This window comes from Massilia horti, assembly GCF_004614195.1.
Classification (GTDB): Bacteria; Pseudomonadota; Gammaproteobacteria; order Burkholderiales; family Burkholderiaceae_D; genus Telluria; species Telluria horti.
Genome location: NZ_SPUM01000025.1, coordinates 1 through 15,230, shown reverse-complemented (window position 1 = coordinate 15,230; position 15,230 = coordinate 1). Strand labels below are relative to the sequence as shown.

14 protein-coding genes are annotated in these 15,230 nt (G+C 65.4%); 9 read left to right on the top strand and 5 right to left on the bottom strand.

Going from position 1 to position 15,230, the window contains the following annotated elements; all coding sequences use genetic code 11:
* Window positions 1-4: 4 nt before the first annotated feature.
* From E4O92_RS03885 to cysM, 8 genes are all read left to right on the top strand, one after another.
* On the top strand, window positions 5-310 hold the full coding sequence (locus tag E4O92_RS03885) for an integration host factor subunit beta (protein WP_135188443.1): 306 nt from the start codon (window positions 5-7) through the stop codon (window positions 308-310).
* Window positions 311-615: 305 nt separating this feature from the next.
* Complete coding sequence (locus tag E4O92_RS03880) at window positions 616-921, top strand: LapA family protein (RefSeq protein WP_135188442.1); 306 nt, start codon at window positions 616-618, stop codon at window positions 919-921.
* Between the two features lie 30 nt (window positions 922-951).
* A complete protein-coding gene (lapB, locus tag E4O92_RS03875; RefSeq protein ID WP_135188441.1) occupies window positions 952-2,127 on the top strand; it encodes a lipopolysaccharide assembly protein LapB in 1,176 nt (391 codons plus the stop codon).
* A 3-nt stretch (window positions 2,128-2,130) separates the two neighbouring features.
* Window positions 2,131-3,498 (top strand): UDP-glucose dehydrogenase family protein, encoded by a 1,368-nt coding sequence (locus tag E4O92_RS03870; RefSeq protein WP_135188440.1) that lies wholly within the window; start codon window positions 2,131-2,133, stop codon window positions 3,496-3,498.
* A complete protein-coding gene (gene rfaE1, locus E4O92_RS03865; protein WP_135188439.1) occupies window positions 3,495-4,487 on the top strand; it encodes a D-glycero-beta-D-manno-heptose-7-phosphate kinase in 993 nt (330 codons plus the stop codon). The genes E4O92_RS03870 and rfaE1 overlap by 4 nt, the downstream gene beginning before the upstream one ends.
* Before the next feature lie 104 nt (window positions 4,488-4,591).
* A complete protein-coding gene (locus tag E4O92_RS03860; RefSeq protein ID WP_135188438.1) occupies window positions 4,592-4,966 on the top strand; it encodes a ComEA family DNA-binding protein in 375 nt (124 codons plus the stop codon).
* A gap of 365 nt (window positions 4,967-5,331) precedes the next feature.
* Complete coding sequence (locus E4O92_RS03855; RefSeq protein WP_135188437.1) at window positions 5,332-6,708, top strand: M20/M25/M40 family metallo-hydrolase; 1,377 nt, start codon at window positions 5,332-5,334, stop codon at window positions 6,706-6,708.
* Between the two features lie 327 nt (window positions 6,709-7,035).
* Window positions 7,036-7,938 (top strand): cysteine synthase CysM, encoded by a 903-nt coding sequence (gene cysM / locus E4O92_RS03850; RefSeq protein ID WP_135188436.1) that lies wholly within the window; start codon window positions 7,036-7,038, stop codon window positions 7,936-7,938.
* Window positions 7,939-8,032: 94 nt separating this feature from the next.
* Here the strand turns inward: cysM and E4O92_RS03845 are convergent, their stop codons facing one another.
* From E4O92_RS03845 to E4O92_RS03825, 5 genes are all read right to left on the bottom strand, one after another.
* Complete coding sequence (locus E4O92_RS03845; protein WP_135188435.1) at window positions 8,033-8,380, bottom strand: hypothetical protein; 348 nt, start codon at window positions 8,378-8,380, stop codon at window positions 8,033-8,035.
* Between the two features lie 443 nt (window positions 8,381-8,823).
* A complete protein-coding gene (mltB, locus tag E4O92_RS03840) occupies window positions 8,824-9,984 on the bottom strand; it encodes a lytic murein transglycosylase B (protein WP_135188434.1) in 1,161 nt (386 codons plus the stop codon).
* Entirely contained in the window at window positions 9,981-11,969 is a 1,989-nt protein-coding gene (locus E4O92_RS03835; protein ID WP_135188433.1) for a transglutaminase TgpA family protein, read from the bottom strand. Before E4O92_RS03835 ends, mltB begins: the two co-directional genes overlap by 4 nt.
* Window positions 11,966-12,955: a DUF58 domain-containing protein gene (locus E4O92_RS03830; RefSeq protein WP_135188432.1), complete on the bottom strand. Its 990-nt coding sequence runs from the start codon at window positions 12,953-12,955 to the stop codon at window positions 11,966-11,968. The genes E4O92_RS03835 and E4O92_RS03830 overlap by 4 nt, the downstream gene beginning before the upstream one ends.
* Before the next feature lie 183 nt (window positions 12,956-13,138).
* Window positions 13,139-14,059 carry an AAA family ATPase gene (locus tag E4O92_RS03825; RefSeq protein ID WP_135188431.1) on the bottom strand — a complete coding sequence of 307 codons (921 nt, stop codon included), beginning with the start codon at window positions 14,057-14,059 and terminating at the stop codon, window positions 13,139-13,141.
* Window positions 14,060-14,242: 183 nt separating this feature from the next.
* Between E4O92_RS03825 and E4O92_RS03820 the strand changes: the two genes are divergently transcribed.
* Entirely contained in the window at window positions 14,243-15,172 is a 930-nt protein-coding gene (locus E4O92_RS03820) for a histone deacetylase family protein (protein WP_135188430.1), read from the top strand.
* Window positions 15,173-15,230: the final 58 nt, after the last annotated feature.

Below are 15,230 nucleotides of genomic sequence, written 5' to 3'. Positions count from 1 at the left end.
CCAGATGACGAAGTCCGAGCTGATTAGCCGCCTGGCGGAACGTTATTCGCAACTGGTGGCAAAAGATGCGGAATACGCTGTCAAGACCATCCTCGATGCCATGACCAACGCCCTGGCGAGCGGCCAGCGCATCGAGATCCGCGGTTTCGGCAGCTTTGCGCTGAACAGCCGGCCCCCTCGCATCGGCCGCAACCCGAAGTCCGGCGACAAGGTGATGGTGCCCGAAAAACGGGTGCCGCACTTCAAGCCGGGCAAGCAGTTGCGTGAGCGGGTGGACGCGATGGTCGGGCAACCGATCATCGAAGACTGAGTCGTCTGCGTCTGGCAGACCCAAAACGGCGTCCTGGCGGATGCCGTTTTTTTTATTCGTTTAAAGTAATCACCGGCGTAATAGCTCGTCGTTCCCGCGAAGGCGGGAACAGCGCCACTGGCGCTGTTCCCCCCATAGGCAGCGTGAAATGACGCTCAGCATGGGTCCCCGCCTGCGCGGGGACGACGGGTTTGGGTGCCGGGCGCTGTAGCTGTCGCCCCCGGTTCTTCGAACCCCCTTCTTTGAAATATCGTCTCGGATATGCGACACTGCGCTTTTGTAGAGACCACCAACAGGACCTGCTGATGAAATTTGTTTCCACCATCGTTGGATTTATCCTGTTCGTGCTGTTTTTCGGATTCGCCCTGAAAAACACGCAGGAAGTCGACCTCCATTTTTTCCTCAACTATGAGCTGCGTGGCCCGCTGGTGCTGATGCTGCTGGCGTTCTTCGTGGCCGGCGCGGGCCTGGGCATCCTGGCCGTCACGCCGACGGTGTTCCGCCACCGCCGCGAAAGCTCGCAGCACAAGAACACGATCCAGGCGCTGCAAAGCGCGGCCGGCACCGGTAACGCCCAGCCGCAGCCGGACAGCGTGGACATCGCGCGCTGACATAGGCGCAACCAAACAATAACGAATCGCATGGAATTTGAAATCTGGTGGCTGCTTGGCATCCCTTTCTTTTTCGGCCTGGGATGGATCGCGGCCAGGGTCGATATCAAGCAGCTGGTCTCGGAATCGCGCAGCCTGCCGCGCGGCTATTTCCGCGGCCTGAACTTCCTGCTCAACGAGCAGCCCGACAAGGCGATCGACGCCTTCATTGAAATCGTCAAGCTCGACCCGGAAACGGCCGACATGCACTTTGCGCTCGGTAACCTGTTCCGCCGTCGCGGCGAGACCGAGCGCGCGATCCGCGTGCACCAGAACCTGCTGTCGCGCCCCGACCTGCCGCTCGAGCAGCAGGTGCATGCCCAGTACGAGCTGGGCATGGACTACCTGAAGGCGGGCCTGCTGGACCGCGCCGAGGAAACCTTCAACCTGCTGGTCGACACCCAGTACGCGGTGCAGGCGCGCCGCGCGCTGCTCGAAATCTTCCAGCGCGAAAAGGAATGGCGGCGCGCGATCCAGGCCGCCGAGGGCCTGCAGGAATCAGGCGCCGGCGCCATGCACAAGGAAATTGCCCAGTTCTATTGCGAGCTGGCCCAGGATGCGCTGGTGCACATGGACACCAAGGAAGCGATGGCGCTCCTGGACAAGGCGCTGCAGGCCGACCGCAAGAGCGTGCGCGCGATCATGCTTTCCGGCGACGCGCTGCTGGCCGAAGGCGACATCGAGGGTGCACTCAAGGCCTGGCGCCGCGTCGAGCAGCAAAGCGTGCCGCACGTGGCGCTGGTGGCGAACCGCCTGATGGATGGCTACCGCAAGGCCGGCCGCCCGCAGGAAGGGGTAAACCTCTTGCGTTCCTACCTGGCCGAAGCCTCCTCGATCGACCTGATCGAAGTCGTGTTCAAGGCCGTGATTGAACTCGACGGCGTGGAAGCTGCCAAACAGCTTGTCGTGGAAGAGCTACGGCGCAATCCGACCCTGCTCGGCCTGGACAAGCTGCTCGAGGCGCGCCTGATGGATGCTCCTGCCCATGTGTGGGAGGAACTGTCCATGGTGAAAAACCTCGTGCACGGTTACACTCAAAAACTGGCGCGCTATCAATGCAGCCACTGCGGCTTCAAGGCGCGCCAGTTCTACTGGCAGTGCCCGGGATGCAGCCGGTGGGATACCTATCCGCCGCGCCGCACCGAAGAACTCAATGTGATGAACTAAGAAATGAAAATTACGATTATCGGCACTGGCTATGTGGGCCTGGTGACGGGCGCCTGCCTGGCGGAACTGGGCAATGACGTATTTTGCCTCGATGTGGACCAGAAGAAGATCGATCTGCTCAATAGCGGCGGGATTCCCATCCACGAACCAGGGCTCGAAGAGATCGTGGCGCGCAACCGCGCCGCCGGGCGCCTGCGCTTTTCGACCGACGTCGCGGCCAGCGTGGCCCACGGCACGCTGCAGTTCATCGCGGTCGGCACCCCGCCCGACGAAGACGGCTCGGCCGACCTGCAATACGTGCTGGCGGCCGCACGCAACATCGGCCGCCACATGAAAGAATTCAAGGTCATCGTCGACAAGTCGACGGTCCCGGTGGGCACCGCCGACCGCGTTGCCGCTGCGATCCGCGAGGAACTGGCCGAGCGCGAGGCGAAGGTCGACTTCTCGGTGGTCTCGAACCCCGAGTTCCTCAAGGAAGGCGCGGCGGTCGAGGACTTCATGCGCCCGGACCGCATCGTGATCGGCCACGACGACAGTCATGGCGGGCAGCGCGCGCGCGACCTGATGAAACTGCTGTACGCGCCGTTCAACCGCAACCACGAGCGCACCTACTGGATGGACGTGCGCTCGGCCGAATTCACCAAGTACGCGGCCAACGCCATGCTCGCGACCCGCATCTCGTTCATGAACGAGCTGGCCAACCTGGCCGACCGCGTGGGCGCCGACATTGAGGCGGTGCGCCAGGGCATCGGCTCGGATCCGCGCATCGGCTACAGCTTCCTGTACGCGGGCGCCGGCTACGGCGGCTCGTGCTTCCCGAAGGACGTGCAGGCGCTGGAACGCACCGCGCGCCAGTACGACCAGGAACTCCTGATCCTGCGCGCGGTGGAAGCGGTCAACGATCGCCAGAAGCACATCCTGGGCCGCAAGGTCGTGGCGCGCTTCGGCGAGGACCTGACCGGCAAGCACTTCGCCGTGTGGGGCCTGGCGTTCAAGCCGAACACCGACGACATGCGCGAGGCGCCTTCGCGCGTGCTGCTGCGCGAGCTGATCGAGCGCGGGGCGACGGTGGCCGTGCACGACCCGGTGGCGATGCATGAAGCGAAGCGCGTGCTCGAGCTCGACCTGGGCACGGCCAAGCTGGCGCGCGTGCGCTTTACCGACGCGCCGATGGATGCGCTGGACGACGCCGAGGCGCTCTTGATCGTCACCGAATGGAAGGCGTTCCGCAGCCCGGACTTCGAAGAGATCAAGGAACGCCTGAAGCACCCGGTCATCCTTGACGGCCGCAACCTGTACGAGCCGGACCTGATGACCGGAGTGGGCATCGAATACCATGGCATCGGCCGCTCGGTGTTGACGCGCAAATGAGCGGCGCCGGCATCGACACCCCAAGCCGCCTGCTGGAGGCGGACAGCGACCCGCACGCCCAGGCGCCGCGGCTGGACCAGGTACGGCTCTTGGTGACTGGCGACGTAATGCTGGACCGTTACTGGTTCGGCGACGTGTCGCGCATTTCGCCGGAGGCCCCGGTGCCGGTGGTGCGCATCGAACGGCGCGAGGCGCGCCTGGGCGGCGCGGCCAACGTCGCGCGCAACGCGGCGGCGCTGGGCGCGCACTGCGGCCTGCTGGGTGTGGTCGGTGCGGACGAGGCGGGCGAGCAGGTGGACAAGCTGCTGCGCGAAGCGGACATCCAAAGCTACCTCAAGCGCGACGAGGCCATCTCCACCATCATCAAGCTGCGCGTGATCGGTCGCCAGCAGCAGATGGTGCGCATCGACTTCGAGGACGCGCCCACCGACGCGATCCTGCGCGACAAGCTCACCCACTTCAACGCGCTGCTGCCGGACTACGACGTGGTCGTCTTTTCCGACTACAACAAGGGTAGCCTGGTCAACGTGGCCGAGATGGTCAAGACCGCGCGCGCCGCCGGCAAGATCGTGATGGTCGACCCGAAGGGCGACGACTTTTCGATGTACGCGGGTGCGACCATCCTCACCCCGAACAAGGCCGAGCTGCGCCGCATCGTGGGCAGCTGGAAGACCGAGGAGCAGCTGACCGTCCGCGCGCAGCGCTTGCGCGAGGAGCTCGAAATTGAAGCCTTGCTGCTCACCCGCTCGGAAGAGGGCATGAGCCTGTACACGGCCAGCGAGGTGCTGCACGTGCACGCCAACGCGCGCGAGGTGTTCGACGTATCGGGCGCAGGCGACACCGTGATCGCGACCATGGCCGCGATGCTGGGCGCCGGCGCGCCGATGGATCAGGCGCTGCTGACGGCCAACCGCGCGGGCGGCATCGTGGTCGGCAAGCTGGGCACGGCGACCGTCACACGTGAGGAATTGTTCCCGGCTGGTGCTTGAGCCGCTTCAGGCGGACGCGTCAACACCCGCAGGTAGTGCCCCGTTATTCGCTGGGCGGACGGCGTTTGCCGTCCGGCATTCCAACGACTACGGAGAATAGGCACATGATCAAGAAATTGATGCTTGCAGTTGCAGCGCTGGTGGCCTCGATGGGCCTGGCTTTTGCGCAGGTGGACGTGAACAAGGGTGACGCGGCCGCGCTGGATGCGGTCAAGGGCGTGGGGCCGGCAATGTCGAAGCAGATCATTGACGAGCGCACCAAGAATGGCGACTTCAAGGACTGGGCGGACTTTCAGAAGCGGGTCAAGGGCGTGGGCGAAAAGCGCGCGGCCAAGCTGTCGCAGGCCGGTTTGCAAGTGAACGGCAAGGCCAAGGAAGGCGCACCGATGGTGGCTCCTGGCGAGGCCAAGCCGGCCAAGAGCGCGAAATCGACCAACAAGGGCGAGGCAAAAACGGCGGACGCCAAAGCCGCGATGTAAGCGCCATCAGCGCCGGGTGACCGGCCTAACGATCGAGCCCAGCAGGCCCGCGCCGCTGGGTTTTTTATTGGCAATGTCACCGCTAGGTGTGGAACCGGAGCGGCGGGCATGCACTGCCGTAGGGTGCGCACCTGTGCGCACGCGGTCACCGTATGCGGGCTCGCGGCAATGGCGGCTTTCGGCACATTCTGCACCGCGTGCGCACAGCGTGCGCACCCGCCCTCCGGTAATGTTCCGCAATAGCTGCGGCAGCTGGCACCGGGCCAATCCCCCTTTCCATTTTTTTGTCGGTATTTACTGACGATTGCTCGACGGCATGCGAAGATATGCGGCTTAATTGAAGCGCAACGATTGGAAGGATTCCCATGCCTCACGCCCGCATCTCCTCCGGCCTGCTGGCCGCTCTTCTCGCCGCAGCCGGCGGTTCGGCCCTGGCCGCTCCCGGAGGCGGCCCGGATGTCTCCCGCCACCAGCCGCAAATCGACAAGATCGTGGCCGAGATTTCGCCGAAGCGGATCGAGACCTACATCCACAAGCTGGTCGGTTTCGAGACCCGCCATACAATGTCGGACACGACGTCCGACACGCGCGGCATCGGCGCGGCGCGGCGCTGGATCAAGAGCGAACTGGAGCGCTGCGGCGCGGGCACGCGCCTGCAAGTCGCGTTCGACAGCCACATCGCCCCGGTCAGCGCACGCATCTCGCGCCCGACCGAGATCGTGAACGTGGTGGCCACGCTGCCCGGCACCCAGGACGCCTCGAAGGACCGCATGTACGTGGTCAGCGGCCACTATGACTCGCGCAACAGCGACGTGATGGATGCCGAAGGCAAGGCGCCGGGCGCCAACGACGACGCGTCCGGCACCGCTGCGGTGATGGAGATGGCATGCGTGATGGCCAAGCACAACTTCGACGCGACCATCGTATTCATGACCGTCGCCGCGGAAGAGCAGGGCCTGCTGGGCGCCACGCACTGGGCGGAACAGGCCAGGCAGAACAACCTGAACATTGCCGGTATGTTCACCAACGACATCATCGGCAGCTCGCGCGGCGACGACGGCCGCGTCGACGACAAGCAGGTGCGCCTGTTCGCCGAAGCGCTGCCGGCGACCAAGGAAAACAATGACGTCAACCGCATGCTGCTGCAGACCGGCGGCGAGAACGACTCGATCTCGCGCCAGCTCGCGCGCCACGTCAAGGAGCAGGGCGAGCGCTACGTGAAGGGCTTCAAGGTCAACGTCATCCAGCGCCGCGACCGCTACCTGCGCGGCGGCGACCATATGCCGTTCCTCGAGCGCGGCTTCGCGGCGCTGCGCTTTACCGAACCGAACGAGAACTTCGACCACCAGCACCAGAACCTGCGCACCGAAAACGGCAAGGTCTACGGCGACCTGCCGGAGTTCGACGACTTCAACTACATCGCCAAGGTGGCGCGCGTGAACGCGGCGGCGCTGGCCTCGCTGGCGCTGGCGCCGGCTTCGCCGCGCGAGGTCAAGCTGCGCACCGACAAGCTCGAGAACGACTCGACGCTGGTATGGACGCCGAACGCCGAGCCGGACGTCGCCGGTTACCGCATCGTCTGGCGCGAGACGACCGCGCCGGGCTGGCAGGGTTCCCTGTTCGTTGGCAACGTGACCGAAGCGACGGTGAAGCTGTCGAAAGACAACTACTTCTTCGGCGTCCAGGCAGTGGACAAGGACGGCAACGTCAGCCCCGCCACGTATCCGTCGCCCAAGCGCTGATCCTCGTAACGTGAATCAACCGCATGTCGAAGGCGTGACTATGCCTCGCCGAAACATGCGATAAAGAAACGCAAAACGCGATGCAATGTTGGCCAAGCGCCACCGCTGGCGCCTCTAACCGTGAATTGCGCTGCGTTTTGCGTGATTCATCCTACGGGGCGGCACGTCGCTTTGCAATGCCCGTTAGGGTGCACGGGGCCTCGCCGGCCGCGTGCACCCTACGGGACGGCGCTTGCAATCGCCTGGTGGCCACCAGACCCGCTCCCGACGCCGGTTTTCATCTCGCATTAGAATGAAGGCTTATGAAAAACCGCGAGAGATCAAGTAATGGCATATAAGACCATCGAAGACACCATCGGCAACACACCGCTGGTGCAACTGGTGCGCCTGCCGGGCGCCGATGCCGCCGCGCGCAACAACGTCATCCTGGGCAAAATGGAGGGCAACAACCCGGCCGGCTCGGTGAAGGACCGGGCGGCGATTTCGATGCTGAAAAGGGCCGAGGAGCGCGGCCGGATCAAGCCGGGCGACACGCTGATCGAGGCGACCTCGGGCAATACCGGCATCGCGCTCGCGATGGCGGCCGCGATTCGCGGTTACAAGATGGTGCTGCTGATGCCGGACAACCTGTCCGTCGAGCGCCGCCAGAGCATGGCGGCCTATGGCGCCCAGATCATCCTCACGCCAAAAAGCGGCGGCATGGAATATGCGCGCGACATGGCCGAGCAGATGCAGCGCGAGGGCAAGGGCCTCATCCTCGACCAGTTCGCCAATCTCGATAACCCGCGCGCCCACTACGAGACCACCGGCCCGGAAATCTGGCGCGATACCGAAGGGCGCATCACGCACTTCGTGTCCGCGATGGGCACGACCGGCACCATCATGGGGGTGTCGCAGTACCTGAAGGAACAGAACGAACGCGTGCGCATCATCGGCGCCCAGCCGGAAGAGGGCTCGTCGATTCCGGGCATCCGCAAGTGGCCGGAAGCCTACCTGCCGAAAATCTTCGACAAGGCGCGTGTGGACCAGGTGGAAAACGTGAGCCAGGCGCAAGCCGAGCACATGGCGCGCCGGTTGGCGGCGCAAGAGGGAATTTTCTGTGGTATTTCGGCGGCCGGCGCCTGCGAGGTGGCGCTGCGTATTTCGCAAACCGTGGAAAACGCGACGATCGTGTTCGTCGTCTGCGACCGCGGCGACCGCTATCTGTCGACGGGCGTGTTCCCCGCCTGAATTGTCTCGGCTACCCATCCTGCCAATGCAGGACGGGTTTGCGCCCTTCGCGCCGGCACCCATGCCGGCGCAGCCAGCACATCAACGATTACTGCTATTCGTTGCCGGTCTTGGCGGCCGGAGCGGCGCCTTCTTTCGGCTTGAACTGCTTGTCGCTGATGCGGAACTTGGCACGACGGTCACCCATCAGGTAGCGCAGGTCGCGGATCGACAGATCGCTCACTTCGTGCATGCGGATCAGCAGCGAAGCGCCGACCGGCAGGCGGTGGTGGCGAATCTTCGAGATCACCGGCGGCGCCACTTCCAGCGCGCGCGACAGGGCGGCGTCATTCTTCAGGCGCAGGTTCTCGATGAGGGTGTCCAGCAACCGGTTCGGGTTGTACTGGAGCAGTTCATCGGATTCGCCTTCGCTGTTGATATCAATGCCGACTTGGTTTGTCATTTCACTCATTCCTATTTTGGGTTACGGGGCCGCAGGCGGCGTGTCGACTCCCGGGAAGCTTTCGAAAATATATACTCAATTATACAACTTTTTTCTAATCTAGTACTTGTGAGCAATAACGATTAGAGGAATTGTCTCAGTTTTGTTGTCTACCCGCAACATAGCCGCAATGCAATTCTCTCACAAACTCACTGAAAAAATAATTGTTTTTTCCTTAAATTTAAGTGTAGGGCAATCCGATGGACACCGCCACACGTTTCCAAACGGCGTGCAGAATAAGCAAGAATTCGGGGGGTATGGGAAGCGCGCCCGTATTTCTGGGGAGAATTGGGCGCGGGATGGAGGATACCCCGGGGGGTATCCTCACTTCTGGGCCCGAGGCAGGGGGCAGGTGGCGGGAGAAAACGTTACAACTCGATACAAAGTTTCCCGCCCGGCAATCTTCACATCGCTCTTGACAGACGCACCGCGCGTCCCAGTTCGATTACCGACATGGCGTAGAAATAACTCCGATTGTATTTTGTAATAGCAAAGAAATTATTGTTTGCTACCCAGTATTCGGTCGGATCGGCGCCGTTCTGCAGGTCGACCAGCCCGTATTGCCCCAGCGCCGGCAGCGCCGCGCGGGTGATCACGCCGGCCGCGGCCAGTTGGTCGGCGCGGAAGTTGGCGGAAAGTCCGCCGCCCAGCATCGGTTCCCAGGCGCGCCCCGGCGACACTTCCGCCGCATAGACCGGCGGGCCCTGCACGTCGCGGCTCCAGCCGTGCTGGACCAGGAAGTTGGCCACGCTGCCGATCGCGTCCGCGGCCGAGTTGCGCAGGTCGACCCGGCCGTCGCCATCGAAGTCCACGCCATACTTGACGATATTGCCGGGCATGAACTGCGGCATGCCGACGGCGCCGGCGAACGACCCGAGCAGCGAGAACGGATCGACGCCGCTCGTACGCGCAAACAGCAAGGTGTTTTCGAGCTCGCTGCGGAAGAAAGCCATGCGGTCAGCCCGGTTTGGCGTTTCCGGATAGGCAAAGGCGAGCGTGGTCAGGGTGTCCATCACGCGGAAGCGCCCGGTGTCGCGCCCATACAGCGTCTCCACCCCGATCACGCCCACGATGATCTCGGCCGGTACGCCATAGGTTTGCTCGGCACGCGCCAGCGCCTCGGCGTTTTCGTTCCAGAAGCGCACCCCGGCATTGATGCGGATCGGCTCGATGAAGCGCTCGCTGTACGCGCGCCAGTTCTTCGGCTTGCCCGGCGGCGCCGGCTTGATCAGCTGTACCGCCGATTCGACAAAGCGCACCTGGCGGATGATCGCATCGAGCTCGCTCCGCGCAAAGCCGTGCCTGGCGACCATGTCGTCTTCGAATTCGCGCACCGCCTGCCACTCGCCAAAATTGACCTGCTCACCGGCGTAATCGATCGCCGCCGTACTCACTGGCTTGATGGCCGGCTTTTTTGCGGCTGGCTTGGGCGTGCCCTTGGCCTTGGCTGTCGCGGCAGGGGTGCCATGCGCCTTGGTCTGGTGATTCTTGGTGGCTGCATGTCCGTGCGCGTGGGGAGCGGCCGCGACCAGCAGGGCGGAGAAAAGGGTGACAAACGGTTTCATCGAAGTTGCGACAGTAAGCGTTTCAGGGTGGCGGCCAGGCCCGGTTCCGGCTGGTACGGCGCATAGCGCCAGGCGCTGTAGCGGCGAAGGAACTCGGCGGCGGCGGCGCGCCGTTCGGGCGCGAGATCGGCACCGGCGATGCGTTGCGCGTACGCGTTCGGACCCTCGTCGGGCGCGCGCGCCAGGCCAAGTTGGCCCAGCCGGTGGCACAGCGCCGAGTATAGCGCATCGATCGGGTTCGCCGCCCGGCGCCGGCGCAATAAACTGCCGGAAAGCAACATGGCGCAGATCAAGGCCAGCAGCGCAGGGATGCGCCAATCCAGCATCCATTCCTGCAGGCGCTGCAGCAGGCCGCGCTGGCGCTCGGGGGTGTAGTTCAGCACCCACTGGTTCCAGCTGTTGTCCAGCGCGGACAGCGCAAAGCGCACGCGTCCCGCCAGCGAACCGGGACCGGCGTCCAGCTGCATCAGCTGGGCCAGGCCTTCGATGCCGAACGGGGCATTTTGCGGGATCGTCTGCGCCAGGCCGCGCCGCACCCGTTCCGGCGCCACCGCGGCGGTCGGGTCGATCCGCACCCAGCCGCGGTGCGCCAGCCAGACTTCGGCCCAGGCGTGGGCGTCGGACTGGCGCACCGTCATGAAGCCGTCGATCGGATTCAGTTCGCCGCCCTGGTAGCCGGTCACCACCCGTGCCGGAATGCCGGCCGCGCGCATCAGGAACACGAACGCCCCGGCATAGTGCTCGCAAAAGCCGGCGCGCGTGTGGTACAGGAATTCGTCGACCGCATCGCTGCCCAACAGCGGCGGCTCGAGCGTGTAGATGAAAGGCTCGGTGCGAAACTGCCGTAGCACCGCGTCTACGCGTTTGACGGGATCCGGTTCGGCGCGCAGCTGCTTGCCCGCCGCCAGCGCACGCGGATTGCGGCCATACGGCAGCAGCAGCCACTGGCCGCGGTCGTCCAGCCCGTCCGCCTGCAGCGTAAAGCCGACGAACGAGTCCAGTTCGTAGCGCACCCGTTTGTCGATCGGATGGGCCACGGTCAGCTCGACTGCTTCGGACAGGTAGGCGGTATTGCCGTCGATTTCGGGCAGGCGGCCGGGCATGTCGAGGGCGAGCAGCCAGCGCGCGCCGGACGGTTCGAGCGTCACCTGGTAGCGCACCGGGCTGCCGCGCGCGGACAGCCCCGGCGGCTGTTGCAGCGCAGAGGACCGCGCCGTCGGCTGCATCCGTGTCCAGCTCTGGCCGTCGTACAGGCCAAGCACCGGTCCGCGCCAGTACAGCTGTTCAGCGGGCGGCGGCGCCCGGTCGAACCTGACCCGGAATGCCGTGTCCTCGGACTGCGCCAGGTTCGCCAGTTGGCCTGGCTCCATGTGGTCCGACAGCCCCATGCGCGCGCCCGGTTCGCCGGCCGGCACGCCCCACAGCGGGCCTTCGACGCGCGGGAACAGGACGTACATCGCAAGCGCGACCGGCACCGCGCACAGCAGCATGCGCGCGCCCATCAGCAAGCGCGTGGCGAGCGGCGGCACGCTGCCGGTGAACTGAAATGAAATCAGTGTGGCCAGCAGCGCCGCCACCGACAGCGCCATCAGCAGCCCGGTGCCGATGCTTTGCGAATAGAAGAAGTTCGTCAGCGCAAGGAACAGGCACAGGAAGACCACCACGTACAGGTCGCGTCGCGCGTGCATTTCGAGCATCTTGAACGCGACCAGCATGACCAGCATCGCCACTCCCGCATCGCGCCCGAGCAGGGTGCGGTATTCGTGCAGCACCCCGGCCATGGCGCCGACCGCCACCGGCAGCAGCACCAGGCCGGGCGGCATGCGGCGCCCGAGCAGCGTGACCGTGGCGCGCCAGGCCAGCGTGGCGCCGGCCAGCGCCGACACCCACAGCGGCAAATGCAGCACGTGCGGCGCCAGCACCAGCAGCGTGCTGGCGATCAGCAGCAGCGTGTCTGCCTTGTCGCGCGAAAGCGGTGCGCTCATGGCGCCTTCCCGCGTCCGGGGTACAGCGCGAGCGCGTGCAGGCAGGCCGCGCGGTGTGCCGCGCCCAGGCCCGCGCCAAACGCCAGGCCGCCCATGCGAAACGCGTAGGGCAGGGCGCGCAGCTCGGCTTCCAGCACCCAGCGCGCCATGCGCGACAGACGCAGTTCCAGGTCCAGGCCGGGCGCAAGCGCGGCAAAATCGAGCACCAGCTCGTCCATTGCACCGCCCTCGAAGTGCTTGGTGGCGAGCTGGCCGCCCAGCGCCGGGTCGAGCCGCGCGATCTGGCGCCATGCCAGGTGGCGCAGATGATCGCCCGGCTGGTAGCTGCGCACGCCGGCGAAGTCCTCGAACCCGCCGGGGCCGATGCCGTCCGGCCGCCCGCTGCCGGTCAAGGGCAGTGGCGGCGCGTCCGGTTCCGGGAACGGATAGACCAGCGCGCGGCAGTTTGGCTGCCAGTAGCTCCAGGCGCGGAACAGCCCGAGCGGAAAGCGCGTGGCCAGCCGCACCCGCGGCGCCGCCATCCAGCCGCGATCTTCGCTGGGGCAGGCCAGCAGCAGGGCCGCGCTGCTCCCGGCCGCAATGTCCGCCACCTGGCGCGTCTGGCCCACATCGGCAAAATCGACCCGGATCGCGAACCGGTCGCGCGCCGTGCGGTTCACCAGGTGAAGCTCGAACTGGGCCTGCTCACCCGCGAACACCTCCAGCGCCCGCCCGGGGCGAAGAATCAGGTGCGCCAGGTTACGGTAGGTGAACACGATGTCGACCAGCGCGCACGCCGCCATCGTGAAAGTCAGCAGGAAGCCCAAGCCCAGGTTGTAATTGACCGACCCGACCAGCAGTATCAGCAATAGCGCACCGAAGCCGATTCCGGCCCCGGTGGGCAGGATGTACACGCGGCGCAGGCTGAGGAACACCTCGCCGTCGTCGCCAGCGGTACGGCGCCGCATCCATTGTCCGCGCACGCGGCGCAGCCAGCCTGTCAGCATGGAGCCGGGCCCGTGTAGGGTGCGCACCTGTGCGCACGCGGTCCGCGTATGCTGGCTCGCGGCTGGCGCTTCATTACGCCGCGTTCGCGACCCGCGTGCGCACTTCGTGCACACCCTACGAACTGCGCCCGGGCTTGTGCTTCTCCCACAATTAGCGGTGACATAGTTTTTTTAAACGACCACTCATAGCGGCACCGATTTTTGCAGCTGCAGCACCAGGTCGCGGCTGGCCAGCGCCATGCCGTGCGCCGACTTGAGCGGCCGCAGCCGGTGCGCGCAGACCGGCACCAGCACCGCCTGGATGTCTTCCGGGATCACATGGTCGCGCCCTTCGAGGGCGGCCCACGCGCGGCCCGCCTGCAGCAGCGCGATCGCGGCGCGTGGCGACAGTCCTTCCGCGAACAGGCCGCGCTCGCGCGAGGCCTGCGCCAGCGCCAGCACGTAGTCGATCAGCGCGGGCGAGGCGTGGATCTCGCGCAGCGCGCGCTGGGCCGCTGCCAGCTCGGCCGGCTGCATCGCCGCGGTAATCTGCTTGAGCATGGCGCGCCGGTCCTGGCCCATCAGCAGCGCGCGCTCGGCCTGCGCGTCAGGATAGCCCAGCGACAGGCACATCAAGAAGCGGTCGAGCTGCGATTCGGGCAGCGGAAAGGTGCCGACCTGGTGCGCCGGATTCTGGGTCGCGATCACGAAAAACGGTTCCGGCAGCACGTGGGTCACGCCGTCAACCGTGACCTGGCGTTCCTCCATCGCCTCCAGCAGGCCGGACTGGGTCTTGGGCGTGGCGCGGTTGATCTCGTCGGCCAGCAGGACCTGGGTGAAGACCGGACCCGGGTGGAACACGAAGCCGTTCTTTTCGCGCTCATAGACCGAAATGCCGGCCACGTCCGCCGGCAGCAGGTCGCTGGTGAACTGCACGCGGTTGAACTTCAGGCCGAGCGAAAGCGCCAGTGCATGCGCCAGCGTGGTCTTGCCCACGCCCGGCAGGTCCTCGATCAGCAGGTGGCCGCCGGCCAGGAGACAAGTCAGGGCCAGCCGTACCTGCTGGTCCTTGCCGACCACGATTGAATCCACCTGGCGCGCGGCGGCATGCAGTTTATTGAACATATGCGAATCTCATTCCGGTACGTGAGAATGTGGGCCCCTGGCTGCGACAGCGGCGCGCAGCATGGTAGATTAGCGTCATTGGCAATCTTTTTACTCCGTCATCAAGGGCCGTTCCACCCGATTCTATGCGAGAAACGGTTGAGCGGTGCGCAACAGAATCAAGCGCGGACGGACACGAGCAATATGAGCACAGCATTTTTCAGCCACCCCGATTGCCTGCGCCACGAGATGGGCGACTGGCACCCGGAGTGCCCGGCGCGCCTGCAGGCGATCGACGACCAGCTGATCCTGGCGCGCCTGACCGGGCTGCTCGAGCAGCGCCAGGCGCCGCTGGCCGAGCTGGCGGCGATCCGGCGCAACCACACCGAAGAGGCGATCGCGCTGGTGCGCGACCACCTGCCGCCCGCGGGCGAATACTACCCGCTCGACGGCGACACCTCGCTGTGCCACGACAGCTACCAGGCCGCACTGCGCGCGGCCGGTGCGGCGGTGGCGGCCACCGACGCGGTCCTGCAGGGCGAGGTGGACAATGCCTTCTGCTCGGTGCGCCCGCCGGGGCATCATGCGCGTCCCGGCGCGCCGATGGGCTTCTGCCTGTTTAACAACGTCGCGATCGCCGTGCGCCACGCGCTCGAGGTGCACGGGCTCGAGCGGGTTGCGATCATCGACTTCGACGTCCACCACGGTAACGGCACCGCCGAATCCTTCCACGACGAGCCGCGCGTGCTGATGGCCAGCTTCTTCCAGCACCCGTTCTACCCGTACCTGGAGCCCGAGCCGATCACGGCGACCAGGGTCAACGTGCCGGTGCCGGCGCGCAGCAATGGCGAAGTGGTGCGCAAACTGGTGCAGGAGCACTGGCTGCCGGCGCTACACGCGTTCAAGCCGCAGATGGTATTCGTCTCGGCCGGCTTTGATGCGCACCGCGAGGACGACATGGGCGGCATGGCGCTGGTCGAGGCCGACTACGCGTGGATCACGCGCCAGATCGTGGCGGTGGCCAACGAGCACGCGGGCGGGCGCATCGTCAGCTGCCTGGAGGGGGGCTACAACCTGTCCGCGCTCGGGCGCAGCGTGGTCGCGCACCTGAAGGTGCTGGCTGAGTTGGAGTGATCACGTACAACTTGTGAATTTTTCGATTTTTATGCTGCTGCGTCGATTACGTTGAACG